This is a genomic window from Streptomyces kaniharaensis, assembly GCF_009569385.1.
GTDB classification, from domain to species: Bacteria; Actinomycetota; Actinomycetes; order Streptomycetales; family Streptomycetaceae; genus Kitasatospora; species Kitasatospora kaniharaensis.
In genome coordinates, this window is record NZ_WBOF01000005.1 from 153,949 (window position 1) to 176,093 (window position 22,145).

General features: G+C 70.1%; 19 protein-coding genes. 12 read left to right on the forward strand and 7 right to left on the reverse strand.

Translation table 11 applies throughout. The features are described from left to right. Positions 1-409 precede the first annotated feature (409 nt). Together F7Q99_RS42245 and F7Q99_RS36950 are read left to right on the forward strand one after the other, a co-directional pair. Positions 410-817 carry an HNH endonuclease family protein gene (locus F7Q99_RS42245; RefSeq protein ID WP_230211278.1) on the forward strand — a complete coding sequence of 136 codons (408 nt, stop codon included), beginning with the start codon at positions 410-412 and terminating at the stop codon, positions 815-817. Continuing rightward, on the forward strand, positions 814-1,113 hold the full coding sequence (locus F7Q99_RS36950) for a hypothetical protein (protein WP_153470875.1): 300 nt from the start codon (positions 814-816) through the stop codon (positions 1,111-1,113). The genes F7Q99_RS42245 and F7Q99_RS36950 overlap by 4 nt, the downstream gene beginning before the upstream one ends. Before the next feature lie 355 nt (positions 1,114-1,468). Here the strand turns inward: F7Q99_RS36950 and F7Q99_RS36955 are convergent, their stop codons facing one another. Beyond that, entirely contained in the window at positions 1,469-1,744 is a 276-nt protein-coding gene (locus F7Q99_RS36955; protein WP_153470878.1) for an HU family DNA-binding protein, read from the reverse strand. A 118-nt stretch (positions 1,745-1,862) separates the two neighbouring features. Beyond that, the gene (locus tag F7Q99_RS36960; RefSeq protein ID WP_153470881.1) at positions 1,863-3,293 is read right to left on the reverse strand and encodes a hypothetical protein; all 1,431 of its coding nucleotides are present in this window, start codon (positions 3,291-3,293) and stop codon (positions 1,863-1,865) included. Between the two features lie 430 nt (positions 3,294-3,723). On the opposite strand from F7Q99_RS36960, the gene F7Q99_RS36965 reads away from it, so the two are divergent. Both F7Q99_RS36965 and F7Q99_RS36970 read left to right on the forward strand, forming a co-directional pair. Then, a complete protein-coding gene (locus tag F7Q99_RS36965; RefSeq protein WP_153470884.1) occupies positions 3,724-3,939 on the forward strand; it encodes a hypothetical protein in 216 nt (71 codons plus the stop codon). A 533-nt stretch (positions 3,940-4,472) separates the two neighbouring features. Then, positions 4,473-6,011, forward strand: coding sequence for a restriction endonuclease (locus tag F7Q99_RS36970; protein ID WP_195911408.1), 1,539 nt, complete (start codon positions 4,473-4,475; stop codon positions 6,009-6,011). A 68-nt stretch (positions 6,012-6,079) separates the two neighbouring features. On the opposite strand, the gene F7Q99_RS36975 is transcribed toward F7Q99_RS36970, so the two are convergent. Then, complete coding sequence (locus F7Q99_RS36975; RefSeq protein WP_153470890.1) at positions 6,080-6,334, reverse strand: hypothetical protein; 255 nt, start codon at positions 6,332-6,334, stop codon at positions 6,080-6,082. Positions 6,335-6,497: 163 nt separating this feature from the next. Between F7Q99_RS36975 and F7Q99_RS36980 the strand changes: the two genes are divergently transcribed. The 4 genes from F7Q99_RS36980 to F7Q99_RS36995 all read left to right on the forward strand — a co-directional run bounded on the left by F7Q99_RS36980 (position 6,498) and on the right by F7Q99_RS36995 (position 11,385). Then, a complete protein-coding gene (locus F7Q99_RS36980; protein WP_153470893.1) occupies positions 6,498-6,854 on the forward strand; it encodes a hypothetical protein in 357 nt (118 codons plus the stop codon). Between the two features lie 27 nt (positions 6,855-6,881). Next, positions 6,882-9,215 carry a telomere-associated protein Tap gene (gene tap / locus F7Q99_RS36985; RefSeq protein WP_153470896.1) on the forward strand — a complete coding sequence of 778 codons (2,334 nt, stop codon included), beginning with the start codon at positions 6,882-6,884 and terminating at the stop codon, positions 9,213-9,215. A gap of 5 nt (positions 9,216-9,220) precedes the next feature. After that, entirely contained in the window at positions 9,221-9,766 is a 546-nt protein-coding gene (gene tpg, locus F7Q99_RS36990) for a telomere-protecting terminal protein Tpg (RefSeq protein WP_153470899.1), read from the forward strand. 287 nt (positions 9,767-10,053) lie between these two features. Then, complete coding sequence (locus tag F7Q99_RS36995; RefSeq protein ID WP_153470902.1) at positions 10,054-11,385, forward strand: hypothetical protein; 1,332 nt, start codon at positions 10,054-10,056, stop codon at positions 11,383-11,385. A gap of 281 nt (positions 11,386-11,666) precedes the next feature. Here F7Q99_RS36995 and F7Q99_RS37000 read toward each other — a convergent pair whose 3' ends face one another. The 4 genes from F7Q99_RS37000 to F7Q99_RS37015 all read right to left on the reverse strand — a co-directional run bounded on the left by F7Q99_RS37000 (position 11,667) and on the right by F7Q99_RS37015 (position 18,561). Further along, positions 11,667-12,545 carry a hypothetical protein gene (locus F7Q99_RS37000; protein ID WP_230211279.1) on the reverse strand — a complete coding sequence of 293 codons (879 nt, stop codon included), beginning with the start codon at positions 12,543-12,545 and terminating at the stop codon, positions 11,667-11,669. Then, positions 12,545-13,858, reverse strand: a complete 1,314-nt coding sequence (locus F7Q99_RS37005; RefSeq protein WP_230211280.1) for an AAA family ATPase — start codon at positions 13,856-13,858, stop codon at positions 12,545-12,547. Before F7Q99_RS37005 ends, F7Q99_RS37000 begins: the two co-directional genes overlap by 1 nt. A gap of 180 nt (positions 13,859-14,038) precedes the next feature. Then, entirely contained in the window at positions 14,039-15,082 is a 1,044-nt protein-coding gene (locus tag F7Q99_RS37010) for a DNA polymerase Y family protein (RefSeq protein ID WP_153470908.1), read from the reverse strand. After that, positions 15,079-18,561 carry a DNA polymerase III subunit alpha gene (locus F7Q99_RS37015; RefSeq protein ID WP_326847528.1) on the reverse strand — a complete coding sequence of 1,161 codons (3,483 nt, stop codon included), beginning with the start codon at positions 18,559-18,561 and terminating at the stop codon, positions 15,079-15,081. The genes F7Q99_RS37010 and F7Q99_RS37015 overlap by 4 nt, the downstream gene beginning before the upstream one ends. A gap of 256 nt (positions 18,562-18,817) precedes the next feature. Here F7Q99_RS37015 and F7Q99_RS37020 point away from each other — a divergent pair, with 256 nt between their 5' ends. The 4 genes from F7Q99_RS37020 to F7Q99_RS37035 all read left to right on the forward strand — a co-directional run bounded on the left by F7Q99_RS37020 (position 18,818) and on the right by F7Q99_RS37035 (position 22,142). After that, a complete protein-coding gene (locus F7Q99_RS37020) occupies positions 18,818-19,729 on the forward strand; it encodes a DNA-3-methyladenine glycosylase family protein (RefSeq protein WP_153470911.1) in 912 nt (303 codons plus the stop codon). Positions 19,730-19,840: 111 nt separating this feature from the next. After that, positions 19,841-20,005, forward strand: a complete 165-nt coding sequence (locus F7Q99_RS37025; RefSeq protein WP_153470914.1) for a hypothetical protein — start codon at positions 19,841-19,843, stop codon at positions 20,003-20,005. A gap of 608 nt (positions 20,006-20,613) precedes the next feature. Then, complete coding sequence (locus tag F7Q99_RS37030) at positions 20,614-20,937, forward strand: hypothetical protein (RefSeq protein WP_153470917.1); 324 nt, start codon at positions 20,614-20,616, stop codon at positions 20,935-20,937. 44 nt (positions 20,938-20,981) lie between these two features. Beyond that, the gene (locus tag F7Q99_RS37035) at positions 20,982-22,142 is read left to right on the forward strand and encodes a hypothetical protein (protein ID WP_153470920.1); all 1,161 of its coding nucleotides are present in this window, start codon (positions 20,982-20,984) and stop codon (positions 22,140-22,142) included. Positions 22,143-22,145 lie beyond the last annotated feature (3 nt).

The following is a 22,145-nucleotide window of genomic DNA, read 5'->3' on the forward strand; positions in this document are numbered from 1 at the left end:
CGACGGGTCCCAGGCGAATCGCGCACGGGCGGGCATGAAGCACGTCCTGCCCGGCCGTCACCCGACGGGCGTGGCGCACTTGGTCACTGCGGTCCGGACAGGCAGGCTGCTGCGTATGCCCACCATGCGACCCGCCCGATCGGCCGGAGCGGCGCTCCTCGCGGTCGTGCTCCTCGGCGCTTGCGCGAAGTCCACGGCCGTAGACCTGTCCGCCTCAAACGCTGCGCCGCCGTCTTTCTCCTCCGCCGTCAGGTGGCCGGGGCCGCAGCCTTCGGACGCCGCCACGGCCCGCGCTCAGTTGGCCGCGTTGACGGTCGCCCCGGTGCGCCCGATGACGGGCTACTCCCGGGACCGCTTCCCGCACTGGATCTCCCAAGGGGCGGGGTGCGATACGAGAGAGAGCGTCTTGATGAGAGACGGGCAGTCGGTGGTGACGGACGCCCAGTGCCGGGCCACCTCGGGCGCCTGGACTTCTCCGTACGACGGCTTGCAGTTCACCGATGCTTCCAAGATCGACATTGACCATTTGGTGCCGCTGGCCGCCAGTTGGCGAGCCGGAGCGGACAGCTGGACGGACGAGCAGCGCAAGTTGTTCGCGAACGACCTGAGCAGGCCTCAGCTCCTCGCGGTCTCCGCCGCCTCCAACCGGGCGAAAGGCGACCAGACACCGGACCAGTGGAAGCCACCGTCCCAGGCGGCCTGGTGCCACTACGCGGAGGCCTGGACCAACGTGAAGACCTACTACAAGCTGGCCGTCACCGAGCCGGAGAAGACCGCCCTCGGCCGGATGCTCGACACCTGCCCGGCGGGATCATGACCGCCTCCAACGCCCCGATCCCGGACCCCGCCTCCGGGCCGCTCGTGACCGCCGGCATCCCGGCCGGACCGGGCGGCGTGATGACGGTCGAGGTCGGGGTGATCACCGGCGACCTCACGCTGCGCACCACGTGGGACGGCCAGCAAGCGCTGCTGGCCGTCCAGTACGACGGGGCCGACGAGTGGTACACCGTCGAGGGCGCCCCGGTGCCGGCATCGACGGCAGCCGCCGCCCAAGCCGTTCACGAGGCAATGGCCGACGCCGTCCGGCGCGGCGGAGCGGCCACCGCCCCATAGCTCAGCGGCTGAATCGCCGGAGTGCCGCGTGGTCGCCCTGAAGCTCCACAGCTCGTCGAGACCCCCGAGGACACGGTCACTACCGCCCACCCGGAAGCGGGCCGCTGGCTGACCGCCGAACTGGAGCAACGAGGAACCCCAGGCGATGTGGGACGGCGCCTACTTGCTGTTCGTCCCGCTGACCGCCCGGCCTGCCTAAGGGCTGCCCAGCACGAAGCCGCCGGCCGGCTGCCCATCACCGCAACTCGCCGTCGCAGCGCAGGCCTAAGCCCCGGCATCCGACGACACGATCGGGTGATGCGCGTCCCGGCGGTGGGGCCCGGGCCGCCGAGCGGCGCCTGGGCCCGCAGCGGGTTTACTTCACGGCGTCCTTGAGTTTGGAGCCGGCGCTGACCTTGACGCTGTAGCCAGCCGGAATCTCGATCGGGTCCCCGGTCTGAGGGTTGCGAGCCGTACGGGCAGCGCGGTGCGTGCGCTCCAGAGTCAGGAAACCCGGGATCGTCAGCTTCTCGGCACCCTTCTGGACGACCTCCCCGGCGATCTCGGAAAACACCGTGAGGACGGCGTCGGCGTCCTTCTTGGGGAGTTCGGCTCGCTCGGAGATGGCTGCGACGAGTTCGGTGCGGTTCATTTCCCTGCCTTCGATCACGGAAAACGGCTTCCACCGCATGCTGTCAGACGCACCCGATAGGCCGGTGTACATGGCGAATCGACGCACCGGGCGTGGCGAACAGGCCGCCCCGCGGCGATCAGTGCGTTGCCGGTGTGCTCGGGCCCGGCGCGGATCGTGGCTTCCGGTCTCTCGTCGGCAGCGGGTAGTTGTCCACGAGGTCGAGGACCAGGGCCTCCACGGCGTTGTCGTAGTACTCCCGGCCGAACACCGGCCACTCGTCGGCCCGGCGCAGCGTCGCCAGTACGGAGCGTTCCAGTTCCAGCGCGGTGCCGTCGGGCAGATTGGTGAGTCGGCGGATGGTGCGGGTGAATCCGGTCCGGGCGTGGGTGTTGAGGCGGTGGGCAGGATCGCCGGAGGTGACCCCGAACTTGATCCAACCGCGGTTGTCGTCGGCCACGACGTAGAAGACGTCCCAGGTCTTGCCGGCGCAGAGGCGGCACATACCGGCGCCCTGGAGTACGTTGCCGGGTTGCGGGGTGACCCGGTGGCCTGCTGGGCAGAGGATGCGGTGGGGGGTGTCCCGGCCGAGCCAGACTGGTTCCAGGACGGTTCCGCCAAACTGCGCCACGCGCGCCCGGAAGGCCTGTTCGCAGGAGGCGGGATCGTTGCCCGCGCAGACCCGGCAGAGGCCCTGGCCTTGTTGGACAGCGGCGGGCCGGGGTGCGCATGCGTGGCCGGAGCGGCAGACCACCCGGTGGGGGCGGTTGTTGCCGAGCCAGACGGGTTCGACGACGGTTCCGCCGAGCTCTTGTACCCGTGCCCGGAAGGCCTGTTCGGCGGCGGCCGTGACGCGGGCGATGCGCGCGGTGTTGCCGGGGCGGTCGTTGCGGCAGGCCATGCACAGGCCGCCGCCCTGTTGGACCGAGGCCGGTCGTGGGGTGCAGGGGTGACCGGCCGCGCACAGGGCCCGGTGCGGTGTCAGCGCGCCGAGCCAGACGGGTTCTAGGACGGTTCCGCCGAGCTCCTTCACCCGTGCCCGGAAGGCCGACCAGGCTTGTTCGGGGTCGCGTCCGCCGCAGGCTCGGCAGATGCCCGAGCCTTTGCTGGCGACGTCGTGTGGCCTCGGCGCCCCTTCATGCCCCTCGGCGCAGCGGATCCGGTGCGGTTTCATGGCGCCAAGCCACGCGGATTCCAGGACAGTGCCGCCGAGTTCCGCCACGCGCGCGCGGAAGGCCTGTTCGGCAGCCCTGGGATCGGTGCCTGAGCAGGTCCGGCAGATGCCGCCGCCCCGCTTCACATCGGAGGGGCGGGGCGCGGCGTCGTGTCCGGCCCGACACCGCACCCCGTGTCGCCGGTAGGCGCCGAGCCACGTGGGTTCCAGGACGGTCCCGCCGAGTTCGGCGACCCGCGCCCGGAACGCGTCCTCGGCCCGCAACGACGCCCCAGTCCTCGGCCGCGCCTTCACCCGGTCCCCCTCCGGCGCATCGGATGCGACGGGCAGGGCTTCGCGGCCGGCTCGGTCACCGACGACCGCCCCAAATGCGAGATTACTTCTTATTTCAGTCATATCAGACACATAATCAGGTGGGTCTGACAGGCTGCCGGTGCCGCAGGAGGATCCGCCCGAGCACCTGCAGCCGCGTTCTGACCGTCGCTCACCCGGCTCAGCCCTCCGCGCGACGCCCGGCGCCCAGGCGGACACTCGACGTGTGCCCGCCGACCTGCTGAGCCGCCACGACCGCGCTCTCCTCACCGCCGTCGCGGCCCTAGCCGCAGCCGGCTCCCCGGCCGCCCGCGTCGTCCTCGCTTAGGGACGCCTGCTCACCCCTGCACCCTGGCCGCGCTCCGGCGCCCCGCGCCGCGGCGCTGCGGGAGGTTGCCACCGCAACGCCCTGCGTGTCGCCCGGCTTCTTCCGGGCGCCTACGCCGAGGGGTACGCGCTCGCGGCCGACGGTACGGTGCGGGCGCACGCGTGGTGCGCGGGCGCTGACGGCACCGTGCTCGACCCCACGAGGCCCGAGGAGCCTGCCCTGGCCTACCTCGGGGTGCCCATGGCCCCGGACTTCATCCTCGCCATTCAACGGCGCACCCTTACGAAAACGAGGTTCCGGGGGGTTCTTGACGTGGGGGTGCAGGCCCGCGACGCCGGAAGGATCTTCGACGACGGAGTACCGTTTCACGGGATGCTCGATGTCGGCCGGACTCCGGTTTGAGAACCGGGGTGGTGGCGGAGCTTGCTCGGGTCCCGGGCTCCGAGCCGTTGGCGTGGGCTCCACCGTTCACCGGCGGGCAGCTGTCGGCCGCCAGATCACCTGCGCAAGCCCCCCGAGCCCAGACTTGCCGGGCGATCAGTCTGTGCGAGCCAGCCGGGTGCGACGTTGCCCGACCTTCGGCCTGCGGAGGCTGGCCGTGCTCGGGGGGTCACGACCAGCCGCTTCCCACCCTGCTCCGCACTCGGATCGCGTGCGCGACACGCTGGGCCGCCCGGAGCAACCACCAGAGGTCAAGGATCGGGCACCGGGCTGGAAGAACGGCTCACACGCCAGCTCCTTCGCGCGCGTTTCCACGTAGGGGCGGGCCTGATGACGGACGTCGAACCGGCCTACCTCGGGCTCGACCACCTCGGCCTGGTGTAACCGGACTGATCAGCTGCCCCGCCGGCTGCCGGGAACTCACGAGGTGAAGGCTGCGGCTATTCGTCGGCGGTGCGGCGAGGCAGATGGGCTTGATCCCGCCCTTCCCGCTCATGCCGCGTTCGATGAAGGCGGCCAAGGCCGCCAACGCTCTGGGCCGGGCCGCAGCCGGCAAGCACTTCCGCGACCTGCGCCCGGACCGAGAGGATGCTCCCGTGGACTTGACCCTGACGCTGCGCCTGCGCGAACTCCTCGCCGACTACAAGGACCTGCGCCAAGCGCCGCCCGGCGGCCAGCAGCGCCGCGGGCAGAAGTTCAACGCACTCCTCGCCGAGCTCCTTCAAGCGTGGGGGCTGACGGCCCGGCACAGCGTGCGCGGCGTGGACGGCCTGGACGAGACAGACGTCTTCTTCACGGCCGAGCAGACGAACTACATCCTCGAAGCCAAGTGGGAAGCCGAGCCGATCAACGCGGAGCCCCTGATCAAGCTCGCGGACCGCCTGAACAACCGGCCTCCCGGCACGCGCGGCATCGTCCTGTCCGTGTCCGGCTACACGCAGCCGGCGCTGGAGTGGGTGAAGCGGCGCCAGGACATCCTCCTGCTGGACATCACCCACATTGAGGCGCTCCTGTGCGGCATGCTCGGCCCGGTCGACCTCCTGGACCTCCTCTACGCCGAGACCGCCGCCGCCGGCAACAGGCTGGTGCCCCTGGCCGACATCCTCGTGCCCAGCCACGAAGACCCCGGCCCAGCGCCGCAGCTGCGCCCGGTCGGCGAAGTGCAGCTCCCGTGGCCGGTCGTGGAGAGCACCGCCAACGGCGTCACGGCCGTCGAGGCCTTCACCGGGGTCTGGTCACCGCCCCAGACCCCCAGCGCCTTCACCGCTTCCCGGGGCAACCGGCTGCTGATCACCACGGCGGCCGGCGTCATCGACTTCCACACCACCACCGGGCGCAGCACCTGGGCGCTGGCGCTGCCGGGCACCGAGGACCGTGCCGTGCGCGGGGAGGATGGATTGCTCACCGTCCTGTGCCGCGGTGCCCTCGTGCGCTGGCACCCCAAGACCCGCACCATCGAGCTGCTCGCCGGGGGCTTCGGCGGCTACGCCACGCTGGAGGCCGGCCGGGACGGCACCTTGTGGGTCTTCAACCAGGTCGGTGCGCTGCACGGCGGCTCGATCATCCTGACTCGGATCGGTGAGCGGCCTGGCGACGAGCAGCGGCACGACGTCCCGTTCCCGGGCGCGGAACGGGCGGTGTGGCTCGCACCCGGGCGGTTCTTCCTGACCGCGAACGGGCACAGCATCCCGCTCGACCTCACCAAGGACCCGGCCGCGACCAAGGACGACTGGGTCGACTCCACCCTGCCCAACCCCAAGGCGGCCGTCGCCCCGGACGAGCACACCGTGCTGTACGCCGGTACCTGCGGATCCCTCAACGGCAGCCTTCACTGCCGCGACCTGCGACAGGACGCCGTCCCGGCCGAGCTGCTCACCGTCGCGGCCAACCGGATCACCGACCTGGCCCTGACGAACACCGGCTCGGCGGGGACCAGTGGCTGGATGCTCGCCGACGTCTCCGGCAACACCCAGAACCCGACGCCGGTCCTCGTCAGGTGGGACATCTCAGCGGCGCCCTCGACGTCCGGCTGACCAGCTGGGCGCGCGCAGCGGCAGGGACGGCGCCTCGGCCTGCCCGAAAGTCCACCGGAGCGGGATCGTCACTCACGCTTGGGTGCGGCGTTCTCCAGTACGGAGACCAGGTGGGCGTGGACGTCGGCTGCGGCCTCGCGGGTGACCGGGTCCGGGTCCTCCAGGTGGGCGGCGATCAGCTCGGCGGCCGCGGCCAGCACCGGCACCGGGACGGCGGCGGTGCGCAGGTGGAGCATCTGGGCGGCGGCCCGCTCGCCGGGGGTTGCCGCCTGGCGGGCGGTAGGGATCAGGGCGTGGAGGCCGCGCGGCTGGGAGCTGGTCACCGGCCTATTCTCTCGGCTCCGGCGAGGCCCTGGTGCCGCATCAGGCGAGCCGAACTGCAGGTACGTTGCGCCGCTCGCGACCCCGCGACTCTCCTAGGATTGTCTTAGAAAGACCTCTCTAATTTCTTTTAGAGATTTAGGCAATCCTTGCTATGCTTCGTGCATGACATCCTATGTCGAGGATCTTGAGCGGGTGGAGAAGGAACTCCGCGAGGCGGAGCGCGAGCGAGACCTCCTGGGGGTGCGCATCGAAGGGCTGCGAGCCCAGCGTGAGGCCTTCAGGAAGCTGGTCGAGGCACCGGCGGTGCCGGGGGAGGATCTCAAGGGCCTGAAGAAGGCGGACGCCATCGTGAAGATCCTGCAAGCGTCGGACAAGCCGATGACGCTGGGGGAGATCGCCGACGCGATGAGCGCGGCCGGCAAGAAGACCCAGAAGGACGGCGCGTCGGTGTACATCGACGGCCTGCTGAAGGCGGGCAGGGTCATCCGGGTCCAGCGCGGTCAATACCGCGCGGCCTGACATCACCACGCAGGGAGGGAGAAGGACATGAGCACCCAGCCTGACACGCCGGACGCGATCGACGCACTGCTCGGCCAGGGCCCGCGCCGCGCCGTCCAACTGCCGACCCCGGCCGAACGGGAACGGCTGCGCACCGAGTACGGGCTGACGAAGGCTGCCACCGCCAAGGCCCTCGGCGTCAGCACCAGCACATTCACCGCCTGGGAATCGGGACAGCGCGATCCGCAGGGGGAGGCCCGCGCGGCCTATGCCCGCCTGCTGGAAGGCATTGCCGCCCAGCTCCGCCCCGAGCCGGCCGCCGTGACGCCCCCTCAGCCCCAGACCCCGGCACCCGCACCGGCCGAGGCACCCGTGCCGGTGCCGATGCTCGACCAGCAGCCGGACGGCTCGCTGGTGATGGCCGAGGCCGCGCCGTGCGTGCAGTGCGGCAACCCGTCGGTCTACCGCTCCCAGGGCGTGCCGATACACCTGGGAGGCTTCTGCCGCCCCGGCACCCAGCCGCCCGAAGCCCCCGTCGCCCCTCAGCCGGCCCCCGCTTCAGCTGCCCCGGCGGTGGCTGCACCGCGCCGGACCGCGCCCCACGCCGCTGGTGCCCCCTCCTCGCGCCAGGCTTCCCCGCGAGTGCACAGGGCGCCGGTGAAGGCGACCGCCACGGCGCGACCGCAGGTCGCGGCCAGCCCGGCCGCCCCGGCGAAGTACCCCGCCGGTCCGCTGGCGGTCATCGACCTCGCCCCCTCCGGCCGCGCTCTGCTCGGGCACCTGGTCGACGGGCGCGTGCTGGACGTGCCGGCCATGACGCTGCCCCAGCTGACCGAGTGGGCGGTGAGCGCAGGCCTCGGGCAGCCGCGGCTGCACAAGCACGGCAAGGACAGCGACCCGCTGGTCGTCCTCATGGCGGACGCCGCGGAGTTCCTGGGCCTGCCGCCGATGGGCGAGGACGCGGACGGCGACTTCGAGCGTGGCATCGGCCGCCTGCCGGAGACCGGACCGGTCGTCAAGGCGCTCGTCAAGGCTGGCTGGCAGCTCACTCAGCGTGGGTTCGGCCCGTGGGCCCGCGTCTTCCGCACCCCGGACGGCGGAAAGCGCGTCTGCGTGCAGTACTGCATCCCGATGTGGTCCGCCCTAGCCTCCGCAGGCTGGAAGGTGCCCGCCGACCTCGACGCCGTCCAGCTGGCAGCCCTCCTCGGCGGCTACGCCGAGCGCGTCCAGACTCCGCGCGGCTCCACCGCCGTCACCGGCCTCCAGCTCATGGAGGCGCTGCGCCCGCCGACCCGTGCGGTGCGCACCGAGACCGGCTGGACCTCCGGTCCGGTAGAGGGCTCCCGCACCCACGCCTTCGACCCCGCGCCGCCCGAGCCCCCGGCCGAGCACCCCCTCGCCCAGGGCCGCGCCCCGGGCGACGTGCTCATGACCGAGACGTGGGACTGGATCCGCGACCTGGACCTGATCGAGGACCGCGAGCGCGGCTACCCGTACGTGATCGGCCTCGACGTCAACATGGCCTACCTTGCCGCAGCCGGCAGGCTCACCATGGCCCTGTCCGAGCCAGTCCACAAACTCGAACCCGTCTTCGACAAGCGGATCCCGGGCAGCTGGAAGTGCGACTTCTCCAACGCCGAGCTCGACCCCCGGCTGCCCAACCCGTTCACCCCCGACGGCCTGCCGCCCACCGGACCCGCCTGGTACAGCACCGTCAAGGTCGCCTACGCCCTGGAGCTCGGCATCCGTGTCCAGCCCACGGAGGGCTGGCTGCGCCACGAGTCCGGCCCGTGGCTCGATCCCTGGCACAAGCACCTGCGCGAGGCCTACCTCACCACCATGGCCAACCTCGGCGTCCCCCTGGACCTCGCGGACCGCGACGTCGAGGCGTTCCTGGCGGCGATGGCCAACCTGAAGAACGGCAACCCGGTCGAGCTGGCGATCCTGCACGCCATCAAGTCCACCGCCAAGGGCGGGATCGGCAAGCTCCGCGAGCGCCCCCGCGGCGCCACCTACCGGCCCGGCCAGCGTTGGCCGGCCCTGGACCGCCCCACCTGGGACCCACTCAATCGGGCACTGGTCATCGACACCGACACCGTCAACAAGCACCGCAAGATCCGCCGCCACGCCGAAGCCACCGGCGAGTACCCGATCGCCGCCCTCGCCGACTGCATCGTCTACCCCTCCAAGGGCCCCTCGCCCCTGGACGTCCTGCTCCAGCCTGACGGTACCCTCGCCACCGCGTGGCGCCTGGGAATCTCCCCCGGGCACGTCAAGCACGAGGGCACTCAGACGATGACGTGGGCGCTGGAAATGATCACCGACGACGTCAATCCGGGCCGCCACATCAAGGGCGGCGACGCTTACGCCGAGGGGGAGTGACCTGAATGAGCGAAGCACTCGACCGCGGGCTGGAACGCGCCCTGCAGACCCAGCCCATCCCCAAGACCCTGGCCGGCCGCGCTGCCTTCCTGGTCCGCCAGCTCAAGGGCACCAAGAACGTCGCCGCCCAGCTCGGAGTCTCCCAACGCTCAGTGGAGCGCTGGCTCAAGGGCGGCGGCATCGGCAAGAAGAACGCGAAGAAGGTCGAGGACGCCGTCCGGGAACGCTGGCAGCCCCGCGTCCGCAACCGGATCCGCAAGGCGGCCGAAGCCAACGGCTTCTACGTCGACGTGATGGCGACCTTCGGCTTCAAGACCACCGGCCCCAGCACCGACGACCCCCGCGAACGCATCCTCCCCACCCAGAAGCTGTCCGGCGACGTCGCACGCAGGCTCTTTGAAGCCCGAGACCGCGGAGCCAGCCAACAGGAGCAGGAAAAGATCATCGCCGAAGGCCTGCGCGACTCCTACTTCACCGACGGCGGACGCCGGGCCCGCAGCCTGGAGGTCACCTTCACCGGCCTCGTGCGGGCCGACTTCTCCGTGGACTGAGCCGTGCGCCACGGGCAGCGCCGGATCAGGCGGCGCTGCCCGCCCGCGCCCGTTTTCGCCGGAGGAAACGAGCCGGCGTCGACTGAGCCGCCCGGGTGTGAATCCATGCGGCACGACTGCCGACACGATGATCTTCGAGTGGTGGGACTCACGCGCTGGCAGGCGGGCTCCTGCGGATCGACCTGGCCGACCGGGCGACACGCTGCCTGCCATTTGAGCGAACCCTGTTGCCTCGGAGGAACGGCCTCGTTGTCCGGGTGACGGCGATCGCATGGCGGAGGACGGCGTTGGCATACGAGGTGATCACCACATCTTTCCGGAGCGATCTGCATGCTCGGTGGTCGGCCGTGTTCGACCGGTTGCAGGTGCCATGGGTCTACGAGCCGCATACGTTCACAGCGGACGACGGCCGAAACTGTGTGCCAGCGTTCTGGCTGCCCCGCGAGCGGATCTGGTTCGACGCTGTCACGGCTACCGAGCGTGAAGATCTGGGCTGGTGGCGCCGCTTCGCGGCAGCAGCGCGCGGCTGGGAGTACTTCTCGGACGACTGGTTCGACGAGCCGGACTGGGACAGCCCGGTGCAGGTCGACGAGGTGTGGCACGGCACGGCGCTGCTCGCAATCGGCCCGCTCCCCAGGCTCCACGGGAACGATGCGCTGGATCTGTGGCAGAACAGTCCCGAAGGTGGGATGTGGGTCTACGACGATGCCATGTACTGGTGGACCCTGTGCCCGGTCTGCGGGCTGTTCGGAGCGGAGTACTTCGGGCAGGCCGAGCGACTGCCCTGCGAGTGCCTCAATGACCGCGAGCACAACAAGACCAGGAACGGCCACGATGCGCGGCTGCTGAAGGCCTACCAGGACGGCTGGAACGAAGCAGTGGAGGAAGTCCCGGCCGTCACGGGTGCCAAGCCAGCCGGGCACCCGTGGCGCCGGCGGGCGCTGATCCCTCAGCAGGGGGCAGCCGAGGCCACACTGCGCTGCGTCGCTCAGTGCCGGTCCGTCGCAGAAGTGCTGCGGGGGGAACTACCCGAGGAGGCCTATGTCGACGCGGAGGAAGCGCACCAGCTCTGCGACTCCTGCCCGGGCTTCGTGTGCACCGGCTGCGGTGCTGAGCCGGCCGCCGCGCCGGGCGAGTACTGCCGCTCGTGCGAGCCGGTGCCACTGCTGTCCGACGCGCATGCTCGTGACCAGCTGAACCTGCGGGCGATTGAGCTGAGCCGTCTACACAAGGAACAACTCAAGATCATTCATCCGGTGATCAACAAAGCCATGGGAGTCCGACGGCGCGGACATGCGACGCTGGCCGATCTGGCCGTGGGCCTGACACAAGCAGAGCACTGGCTGGCACACCCAGGCTCGCTGCAGATTCCCAATCCGACGCTGTCGGAGGAGGAGATCGACATGCTCTCCGGCGCGGAAGTCCGCCAGGAGACGGCCGCGAGGGTGGGCACGCTGAGTGCGGTCGTCCACGACCCGATCCCCATCGTGCAGATGCGCATCAACAACGCCATGGGGGTGCGCACTCGCGCCGAAGCCGACGAGGAGCAGCTGCGCTCGGGGCTGCGACAGGTGCGGCAGTGGCTTCACACGCCTGCTTCGTACCATGAGGCCGGCTGAGGTCGACGGCGGGAGGCGGGACCGGGCGTGCGCCTGCTCGACGGCGGGAGTAGGGCGGCGGGTGCGAGCGATGGCGTGGCGGCCGTCGCGGGCGTGGGCCCTGCTCACCGGACGCTCGCCTCACCCTGGGGCTGGCGGCCGGCGCACGTCCCGCAGCGCGCCGTGGCCCAGCGGGCGCCTGGTCGAGTCCGGCGGGCAATATGCCGGATCTCCTTTGCGGCTGAAGGTCACCCTCACCAGCATTCACCCTCCCGGCGGCGCCCTGGCCAGGGGGTGCGGGGTCAGCCCGCGGCGACGAGGGTGAATCCGCCTGAGCAGTACCAGTCGCTGGCTGCCAGGGCTTCGTAGAGCGCGGTCATCCAGTTGTTCTGGCGAGGGCGGGTCCGCTGGTGGGCGACATCGAGGAGATGGGCGCGGACATCCTCGCATCCCCCGCCGTCGAAGACCGTCTCCAGCATGAATCCCAATGTGTCCAGCTCGTCGGCGACCTGAGCCTCGTACACCTCGGCGAGATGGAACACATTGAAGTGGTGTATGATCCGTGCCCCGAGTTGAGGATCCCAGACGTCCGGCGGATCTACGAAGAACCGGACCTGCCAGTCCACTGTCCCGGCGTCGCCGTTGTCGGGCTTGTGGATCAGGAACTCCGCGCGCAGCCAGCGTTCGTCTTCGACGTTGTCGAAGTACGGGTGCAGAGTCTGCTCCTCCTTGCTGGCCGGTATCTGGTCCAGCTTCACGAAGTTGCAGTCCCCGCAGACGGGCACCAGGTTGACCGGCGCGACCGCGAGATAGGGGTAGCGGCTCTTGGGCAGGTGATGGTCCACCTGACGCACCCTGCCGATGCCGCAGAGCGGGCACTTGGGCTGGAGGTTCTTGATGCGTTCGTAGATGGGCCGGCCCGGATGCTCTAGCCCTCTCATCCGCCGGTTGTACATGTCGATCATGTCGTCGACCGCGTCGTCGCTGTCCGGCCGGAAGGACTTGGGGTCGAGCTTGTGCAGGGCCGCTGCTCGGCATGCCTGCTCGTAGCGGTCGGCGGCCTGTACGACTGGTTCTTCGTGCTGCGACAGGGCGGCCAGTTTGGCTGTGCTGATCTTGGAGCTGACGCACAGCCGGAACACTTCGCGGGCGCCGGGCAGGGTAGGGGTGAGGTGCTGCATCAGCCGCCGTTCTGGTGACGGCGGGCTGCCGCGCGGGCCAGGGCCCTGCCCTCGGCGCCCAGCTTGCCGTTGAAGTCCTCGACGATCTGGTCGAAGGATCGCCCCTGCCGGGCGAGCGTCTCGATCATCGCGTGGAACCCTGTCCTGGTGACCTCCAGGGCGAAGATCTCCCGGGTGATCACGCCCACGTTCTCGCCGAACGTCTGGATCTCGGGGTGTTCGACGCGCACGTCGTTTCCCGCCCGCCGCAGCGCCCACACCGCTTCCCTGGGTGTCTCCTGGAGGACGACCGGGGAGTGGGTGGCGACGAGGGCGAGGCCGTTGCGGTTGACCAGGAGCGCAGAGAGGACGCGGATGAAGGTCGACAGCAGGGGAGGGTGCAGATGGGCCTCCGGCTCGTCGATCAGCACGAGGGTGCGTTCGGTCATGTGCTGGACCAGCCGGGCCAGGGTGAGGAGCACGATCTTGTGGCCCGAGCTGAGCCGGGCGAAGACGGCCCTGGGGTCAGGCCGCTCGCCGTCCGGGGCTGCCAGGCGTGAGATGTCCTGTTCGTGGAAGAGCGGGTCGGTCTCTTCGAGTCGTTCCAGCACGTTTTGCCAGCGCTTCGCTGCCGCCGGCCCCTGCGACATGCAGGCGGCCACGCTCTCGGCGAACTCCCCGCCGAGTACGGAATGGTCCTTGACCGTCGCGTCGGGCTTTTTCAGGCCGACGTATGTGTAGCCCACGTCTCTGCTCGCCTGAAGCGGTCCCTGGGAGTCGAAGGCGCTGAAGGAGACCGAGACGAGGTTGGTGAACGGGTGCAGGCGGGCTTCCCCGCGGTTATGGAGCTCGCTCCCATCACGTGTTCCGTGCTTCGACAGGACGGTCTTCGCGAGTGTGTGCAGCAGCCGTGTCTTGCCCACGCCGTTGCTGCCGATCAAGGCGTGGATGTTGCTGGGCGGCTTGGTATGGGGATTGACCGCCAAGACGATCTTCAGCGAAGGCCCGTCCCCTTCGGAGGGTTCCTGGCGGTAGATGACGTCGAAGGCCGTCCGTGTTTCCCCGCCCTCGGCGATGCGGTGGAACTGCCCGCGTACGGTCTGGGCCTCGGTGCCCCGGAGGAGCGATTTCCTCATCACCAACTCGCCTGCGGCCTGCTCGAAGATGGTGAGGTCGTAGGCAGCGTCACGCAGCGTCGTGAGGATCAGGTTCCGGGTCTGGCTGTCGAAGCTGTCACGAAGCGTTGCGTAAAAGCCTTCGTCGCCCGCCAGCGAGAAGTAGGACGGATCCAGCGTCTCGAACGTCTCGGGCAGTTCGACCCGGCCGGACTCCATGCCGAGCGTCGCGATCTTGAGGAAGCCGACCTCGATCTGCCGGCTGCCGTCAGAGCACCAGAGACGGAACGACGTCTTGAACCCGTAGTCGTCCCAGTCGTCCTTGACCAGAAACGCTCCTGGCTCGGTGTCCTGAGGCCGGTGAAGCGGGGGGAGCTGCGTGAACAACACACGCATACGCTAGCGGTGCCGGCCTGGGACCGGAACGGGTGGCCTGCGTTCGGATACGGGCGGCAGGAGGGCGGCGGGGGCGATGGCGTGGCGGCCGTAGCGGGCGTGGGCCTTGTCGGCGGCGTTCTCGCGGTGCCGGGCCTGCTCGGTGGTGCCGTCCAGGGTGAGCTGCTGGCTGGCACGCTCGGCCGCGTCGAGGTGGTCGGCCCGCAGGGTGAAGCTGCGCACCCGGGCGCGCTGGAGGCCGAGGGCGGCGTGCAGGCGGTATGCCGCCTGCGTCAGGACCGGGCTGTGGGCCGACGGCTCGGCCAGGCGGCGGGTGCGCGTCGTGGTGGCGTGGTCGGCGTAGCGGACGGTGAGTGTGAGGGCCCCGGCGGTCTGTCGGCGCCCGCGCAGGGCGTGGCCGAGGTCTTGGGCGAGGCTGAGCAGCGCCCGGCGCTGGGCGGCCGGGTCGAGTTCGTCGCGGTCGAAGGCGTGCTCGACGGCGAGCACCGGTTCGGAACGGCCGGGGACGACGGTGGTGCGGTCGATGCCGTGGGCGTGCTGGTGCAGGCGCAGGCCCGGGCCGGCACCGAGGGCGCGCTGCAGGGTCGCCAGCGGGGTGGCGGCGATGGCGCGGACGGTGGTCAGGCCGAGCTGTGCGAGGGTGCGGGCGGTCGCTGCTCCGATGCCGGGCAGCGTGGTGGGCGGCAGCGGAGCCAGGAAGGCCGGTACCTGGTCGGGGGTCAGGACGCGCAGGCCACCGGGCGGCTGGGAGAGCGCGGCGAGGCGGGCGAGCTGCGGGTTGGCCGCGGCGCCGATCGTGACGTCGGTGCCGTGCAGGGCCAGGGCCCGCACCCGGATCAGCGCGGCGAGGCCGGCCGGGTCGGTGCGCCAGTACCGCAGCGCGCCGGCGACGTCGGCCAGGGCGGCGTCCGGCGGCAGGGCCTGCACGACGGGGGTGAAGTCGGTGACCAGGTCCAGGAGCCGCTCGTACTCGGCCCCTTCCGGTGCCCGGCCGGTTGGCGGGTGGAAGCGCAGGTACAGCACCCTCGTGGTGACGGCGGTGATCATCCGGCGCTCCCGGGGCTCGCGTGGACGAGGCGGCGCGGGGAGGGGGAGCGCTCGCCCGGGGTCTGGAGGTCGGCCCAGGGGTGGCGGCGCGCGCCGGTGGGCATCACCTCGGGCCGCACCAAGGCGCCGACGGGGTGCGGCAGCTGCTGGGCGAGGCGGGCGGCGACCGCCTCCAGGCCCTTGTCGCGGCGCAGGTCGGCCAGTTCACCGAGGTCCCAGCAGGCGGTGCCGGTGATGGAGGTGCGCGGGCCGCGCCGGGTGATGGCGCCGCGAGCGAGAAGCAGGCCCGAGTGGAAGATCGTCCGGGCGCAGGCGGGGTGGGAGTCCTCGAAGAAGGCCAGGTCGATGAGCCCCTCGACGCCGTCGAGGGTGACGAAGATGACCCTGGTGCCGGAAGCGATCGGCGGGGTCTGGGTGGAGGCGCGCACGCCGGCAACCAGGACGGTGGTGCCGGGGGCGAGGTCGCCCAGCCGGTTCGCATCCACGGTGCCCAGCTCGCGCAGCAGCTGCAGGTGGTGCTCCATCAGGTGGCTGGTGACGTCCACGCCAAGGACCTGCAGCTCGGCGGAAACCTTCTCGATCTCGGTCATCTCCGGCAGGCCGCTCGGTGCGGCGCCGCCGGCCCCGGCTGCGCCGCCGGCCCCGGCTGCGCCGCCGGCGGTGTCGAGGGGGAGTTGCCCGGTCAGGACGCGGCGGCTGCGCTGGGCGTGGTGGAGTTCGCCGGCCTGCAGGAGCAGGTCGCGGCGGTTCAGCGGGCCTGCCAGCGGGTCGAGGGCGCCGACGGTGATGAGCCGCTCGGCCACCGGCCGGGACGGGCGGGCTCGCTCCCACAGGTCCGAGAGGGAGCTGTAGGGCTGGCCGGCGACGATCCGCGCGGTCTCGTCCTCGCTGATGCCGTGGACCGCGGACAGCGCCATCCGCACGCCCCACACGCCTTGGTGCTTCTCGACGCGGTAGTGCGCGTCGCTCCGGTTGACGTCGACCGGCAGGACCGGGACCTGGTGGCGGCGGGCGTCGGCCACGATCACCCGGGGTGGCCACATCCCCGGGTCATGCTCAAGAAGGCCCGCGTACTGCGCGGCCGGGTGGTGAGCCTTGAGCCAGGCGGATTGCAGGGCCGGCACGGCGAACGCCGTCGCGTGTGCCCGGCAAAACCCGTATGCACCGAAGGAGTTGATGATTTCCCAGACGGCTTCGCGGGTGTGCTCATCGTAGCCGCGCTGGGCGGCTTCGCGGTGGAACCAGGCCTCGATCTTCTCCAGCCGGGCGGGGTTGCCGAGCGCGCGCCGGGCCTCTTCGGCGAGCGCGAGGTCGCAGCCGGTCATGACCGCCAGGATGCCGATGATCTGCTCGTGCCAGATCGTCACGCCGTAGGTGTCGGCGAGCACCGGCTCCAGGTCGGGGTGCGGGTAGGCGGGGGCGTGGCCGTGGCGGGCGGCGATGTACTGGGCGGGCATCCCGCCGGCCACCGGCCCGGGCCGGAACAGCGAGATGTCGGCGATGACGTCCTTGATGTCGCGCGGCTGCAGCCGGGAGACGAGGTCCTGCTGCCCGGGTGATTCGAGCTGGTACATGCCGATCGTGTCCGCGGCCTGGATCATCAGGAACGCGAACAGGTCGTCCGGCGGCACCTGCTTCGGATCGTCCAGGTCGATGACGGTGCCGGTGGTGCGGGCGATCTCGTGCACGGCGTGCGCCATCGCGCTTTGCATCCGCACTCCGAGGATGTCGAGCTTGATCAGCCCGAAGCCGTCGCCGACCTTCCCGTCGCGTCCGAGTTCGACGTCGTACTTGTCTGCCTGCACCATCGGAAAGTCCCCGGTCGGGGTCGGCTGGACCGGCAGGCGGTCCAGCAGGCTGCCGTCCGTGATGATCACTCCGCACGGATGCTGCGCGATCCCGGACACCAGCCCGTCCAGGGCCTCCGCCAGCTCCCACAGCACCCTGTACCGGCGGGCACGGGCGGCAAGTGGCCGCAGCTCCGGCAGTTCGCGCAGCCCCTGGCGGATCCCGGCCGCGGCGATGTGCGGGAACGACTTGGCGATCTCGTCCACCTCGCCCGGGGCGATGCCGAGCGCGAGACCTGCCGCGCGCAGGGCCTGGCGGGCCCGGTAGGTCTCGGGCATGCCGGTGATAGCGACCCGGGACGGCCCGAACCGCTCGATCACCCGCCGGTAGATGTCCAGACGACGGTGCGCCTCCACGTCGAGGTCGATGTCGGGCATGTCGGTGCGGCGCACCGTCAAGAAGCGCTCGAACAGCAGGTTGTGCTCCAGCGGGTTGGCGGTCGCGATCCCCAGCACGTGGTTGACCATCGAGCCGGCACCGGAGCCGCGGGCGGCGACCCGTACCCCCATCTCCCGGATGTCGCGCACCACCTGGTCGACGACCAGGAAGTAGGTGTCGTAGTCGAGCCGGCCGATGACGGCGAGTTCCTGGTCCAGGCGGGCCCGGGCCCGCGGATCACGGTCCAGGCCGCGGCGCACCAGACCGGCCTCGCACCGCTCGCGCAGCACCCGGGCGGCATCCCCCGGCCCGCTCCCGGCGCCGACCAGGTGCGGCTCGGGCAGGTGCGGCTGGCCCAGACCGAGGTCGCGGTGCGGCTGCAGCGTGCAGGCCTCGGCGGCCGCCACCGTTTCGGCCACCAGCCGCACCGCGCGGCCTTCGCCATGCCCGGCCGCGGCCGCGATCCGCGTCGCTGCCTGCCGCATCAGGGCGACGTCCTTGAGCCAGCGCTCCCCGCAGTCCAGCACGCGCCGATCGATCGGGCGAAGCAGGCGGGCCGCGTCCAGTACGTCCGCCACCCGGTGCTGCTCGGCGTCCGCGTAGCGCACCGCACCGGTCAGCACCACCGGCACGCGGACCTGATCACCGAAGGCGAGCGTGCGGGCGGCCAGCCGCAGCGACCCGGGCCCCTCACCCGGCAAGCAGTGCCCCACCGCCTCCAGCCGCACCGCAGGCCCAAACACCTCCAGCCACGGCCGAAGGAGCTGCTCGGCCACATCCGCCCGGCCCCGAGCCAGCGCCCGCACCGGCTCGCTCACCGGACCGAGCAGCACCAGCAGGCCCTCGCCGCCGTGCTCACGCAGCTGCGCCCAGGTCAGCACCGGCCGGCCTTCGGCGGTGTGCGCGGCCGACACCAGGCGGCACAGCCGCGCCCAGCCAGCCTCGCTCCTGGCGAGCAGGGTGATCCGCAGCGGGTGCTCGACGACATGGGCGCCGCCGCGCGCCGGGGTCCGACGGGCTGGCCCAGAGGGCTCGGGGGAGACGGGTTCGACCGCCAGGTCCACGCCCAGGATCGGGCGGACCCCGGCCTGGCGGCAGGCACGCAGGAACCGGGAGGTGCCGGTGACGGTGTCCCGGTCGGTCAGCGCGAGGGTGGCGATGCCGCGCTCGGCAGCCCGGCGCACCAGGTCGACCGGCTGGCTGGCACCGTAGCGCTCGCTGAAGCCGGAGGCGACGTGCAGATGCGCGAACACGCTGTGCCGCCTCCCTTGCTCTGCCCCCTTGTGTCGCTGCTGTCGGCCCCCACCTCCTAGTGCTCACGATAGAGCTTTTCGAACGCTTGAGCGAATATGGATTCGAACGTAGGTTGCCTCTCACCTGCGCGGGCGAATCGAACACGCTGCGACAGTCGCCCCAGCACAGGTTTCCGATCACCGTCCGCGGTCGCGTAGTGTTCGGCATCACCCGCGCGCAGGCGCGGACAGCAGACAGACCCGGTGGTGAAGAGACATGGACGGCGCGCGGCGCACCTGGCGGCCCGCCTTCACCGTCGACCTCGGCCACGTCCTCGGCCCCATCTCCCGAGGCGCAGGCGACCCGACGGCCTCATGGGACGCAGGCGGACTCTGGCGAGCGTTCCGCACCCCGGCTGGCACCGGCACCATCCGGATCACCGCCCACCCCGCGACCGGTGAGATCACCGCGACCGCATGGGGACCGGCCGCCGACTGGCTCCTGGACCGGCTGCCCACCCTGCTCGGCGCCGACGACAACCCCGACCAGCTCGTCCTGCCGCCCGGCCCGCTACGCGAGGTCCAGCGCCGCAACCCCGGCCTGCGCCTCGGATCGACCGGCCTCGTCATGGACTCCCTCATCCCCACGATCCTGGAGCAGAAAGTCACCGTCACCGAGGCCTTCCGCGGCTGGCGCTACCTCCTGCGCCACTTCGGCACCCCAGCACCCGGACCGCACCCCGCACTGCGGGTGATCCCCTCCGCAGCCCAGTGGGCGGCGATCCCCAGCTGGGAGTGGCACAAGGCCGGCGTCGACCCCAAGCGCTCCAGCACGGTGCTGCGCGCCGTCCGGCTCGCTCCCCACCTCGAAGCCGCCGCCGCCATGAACAGCCAGGCGGCCTTCGCCCGGCTGACCTTCGTACCCGGGATCGGGATCTGGACCGCAGCCGAGACCCTCCAGAGATCCAACGGCGACGCCGACGCCGTCTCCGTCGGCGACTTCCACCTCGCCAACCACGTCGGATACGCCCTCACCGGCCGGGCCCGGTCCAGCGACGAACAGATGCTGGAACTGCTCGCCCCCTTCGCCCCGCACCGCCACCGTGTGTGCCGCCTCATCCGCCTCACCGGCGCTCGTGCTCCGCGCTTCGGCCCCAGACTCGCCCCGAACGATCATCGCCACCACTGACACGGCGGCCACCACCCCCGCCCCACCGCCAGCCGCGCAGTACGGTCGGAGCGTGAGCGATTAGCACCTGCAGCCCCACCACCACTGGCCATCATCCCGGCGCCGGACGCCGTGACGCAGCTGCCAGTCGAGGACCTGGTCTATGAGGTCGCCGACGCCACCGTGCTCACCGGCCGCCACATACAGTGGGTGCCGGCCTGCGCCCGCGCCGCCTGGGGCCGAAGCAATGCGCTGAAGTCGAGCCGGCCAGGGCCGCCGCTGGGGCTCGGCGCATAGGCCACGACCTCTCCGTCGAGTATCAGACCGACCGGGATCTCGGCGAGGCCGGAAGCAACCGAGGAAATCGGGTGCACCGAGGTCGTTGCCGCGCCTGGAGACCAGCCGGACGACGCGGTCCTCGACCACGTGGGCAACGGCTCTGATCCCGTCCAGCTTGATCGAAGAATGGGTCCCGCCCGGGAACGCATCCTCCACGGGAACTCGACGTGCGGGGCATGCCTCAAGCCTCCCGCACGCGAACGGCCAGCGGATTCGCATCCTTGCGGCCGGACGGTGCGTTGACCCGTTCGGGCCAGGGGCTGGCCGTGCTCGGGGTCCACGGCCAGCCCGATCTCAGCGGGGAGGACCGCGTACCAGGGGCGCAGCACGACAGGCCGCGCCAGCGGGGTGAAGACCGCTTCACCAGCCGATCCACCGCCTGGCGCGGCCGCCGCACTCGCCCGAGCAGAAGGTGGATCAGGCCAGGATCCGGCTCGCCAGTGTCGGAGCACTGCTCGTCAGCGCCATGGGCTTCGACCCTCGGGATGTGAGAGCAGAGTCGAATGGCAGGGCCACCCATCGGGTCTTAACGTGAATAGAGAGGCACACAAACGTGGAGGCCGAGAATGAATGACAAATTAGTTTATGGCCCCGGGGCTTATTCTTCTTCGGAGTTGCAGGATCTAATCGCAAAGCTAATTGCGGAAGCTGGAGAAGATTCGGAGCTGCGGCAGGAAGTTGAACGATATGGAGTCGACCCATCCCAGCTCTCACCTGATTCCATCAGTGTGCGTCAGGATCGGGCAAATCTTGACCCGGTGACGGCATCACTGATCATTGCATTTGCAGCCAAGCCGGTGAAGGATGTATGGACATACGTGTTCCTCCCGCGGCTGCGCCGCCGGTGGGGACGCACTGTGGTCGGCGAGGAGAAAAAAGCGGACGGCTAGTAGCCATGGAGACCTTGTTGCCTCCAGCGCAGCACAATAGAGTGGTGCTGCGCTGGGCCTGGCATGCCTATGTGGACAATCATCAACCCGCCCGGAGGCGACGCCAGCAACAGCGCGCGGCCTTAATGGCGGGCCGGATGACGCCTGAAGCTGAGCTGGCAGACGTTGTCCAAATGATTCAGACACGCCTGGAGCAAATAGCTGCAGACCCCTCCATGGAGGAACTTTCACCGGAGATATATGCCGAAAACGTCGTGAAACGCCTGAAGGATGCATTCATCTCCATGCCTCTGGCCTACGGCGTTCTGGCGGGGCTCGAACCTTATTTGGATTGCCTGACGGCTCCCGGGTATGACCCCTTGCGAAATCTGTGTGATTCCGTTCTTAAAGTTGCAGTGGCCAGTTATCGCCGCAATGGAATTGCCGTGCCGGACGCCTCAGATTTGAGGTTGAGAATCTATGCCGACTGGTGGCCTGTGCCGAAGACTTCGAGCTTTCCAAACCCGTTTTTGGGCATGATATGGGTAGAAGATAGGTGTGATGGCGCATGCTGTCAGGTCGCAGATGAGCGCAAGCGCGCACACCTGCAGACTCTCTGTGTGACAGTCACGCCCGCAAAATTCGATGCCGATACGCTCGCCGCCCTACCGATTGTTCTGTTCCATGAGTGCGTGAGCCATGTACTGCAAGGCCCTCTCGGACCTAATCGAAAGATGCCGGATCCAAATAGTTCGTTCGCAGAAGGGCTGATGGACAGGGTGGCGCTCCAGGTGTTCGAGGATGCGCTTGCCGGGATGCCGCCATACGACCAGATGCCATTGCTCTGCTATGAGCACAAGAGTAGTTTCTTTACGCATATAGGCCGGAAACTCTACCAAGCGCGGCATGACGAGAAGGGCGTCAGCCCTGAATATGAATTTGCCGCGGCTGCGCGTGCGGAAGGTGTCGAGGTGGCCGACCTACTCATCCACGCGTTCAGTCGGCTGAGAATCTCCGACCCGCTGGCCGCGTTCCTTCGCCTGGCATGTGCCCTGAACGTGTCTGATGTTCCTCCAGTGAGCCGGGACCTCCTGGTTGCGGAACTTGCCTGGGGGCTGAGCCCTGACGCGCCGGAATCGGTCCAGGCAAACATCTTGACCGCGCTTCGGCGGTTCACAGCGGACCAGGATGTTCACGCTCTGGTTGATTCTTCTAGCACTCAGTAGTCG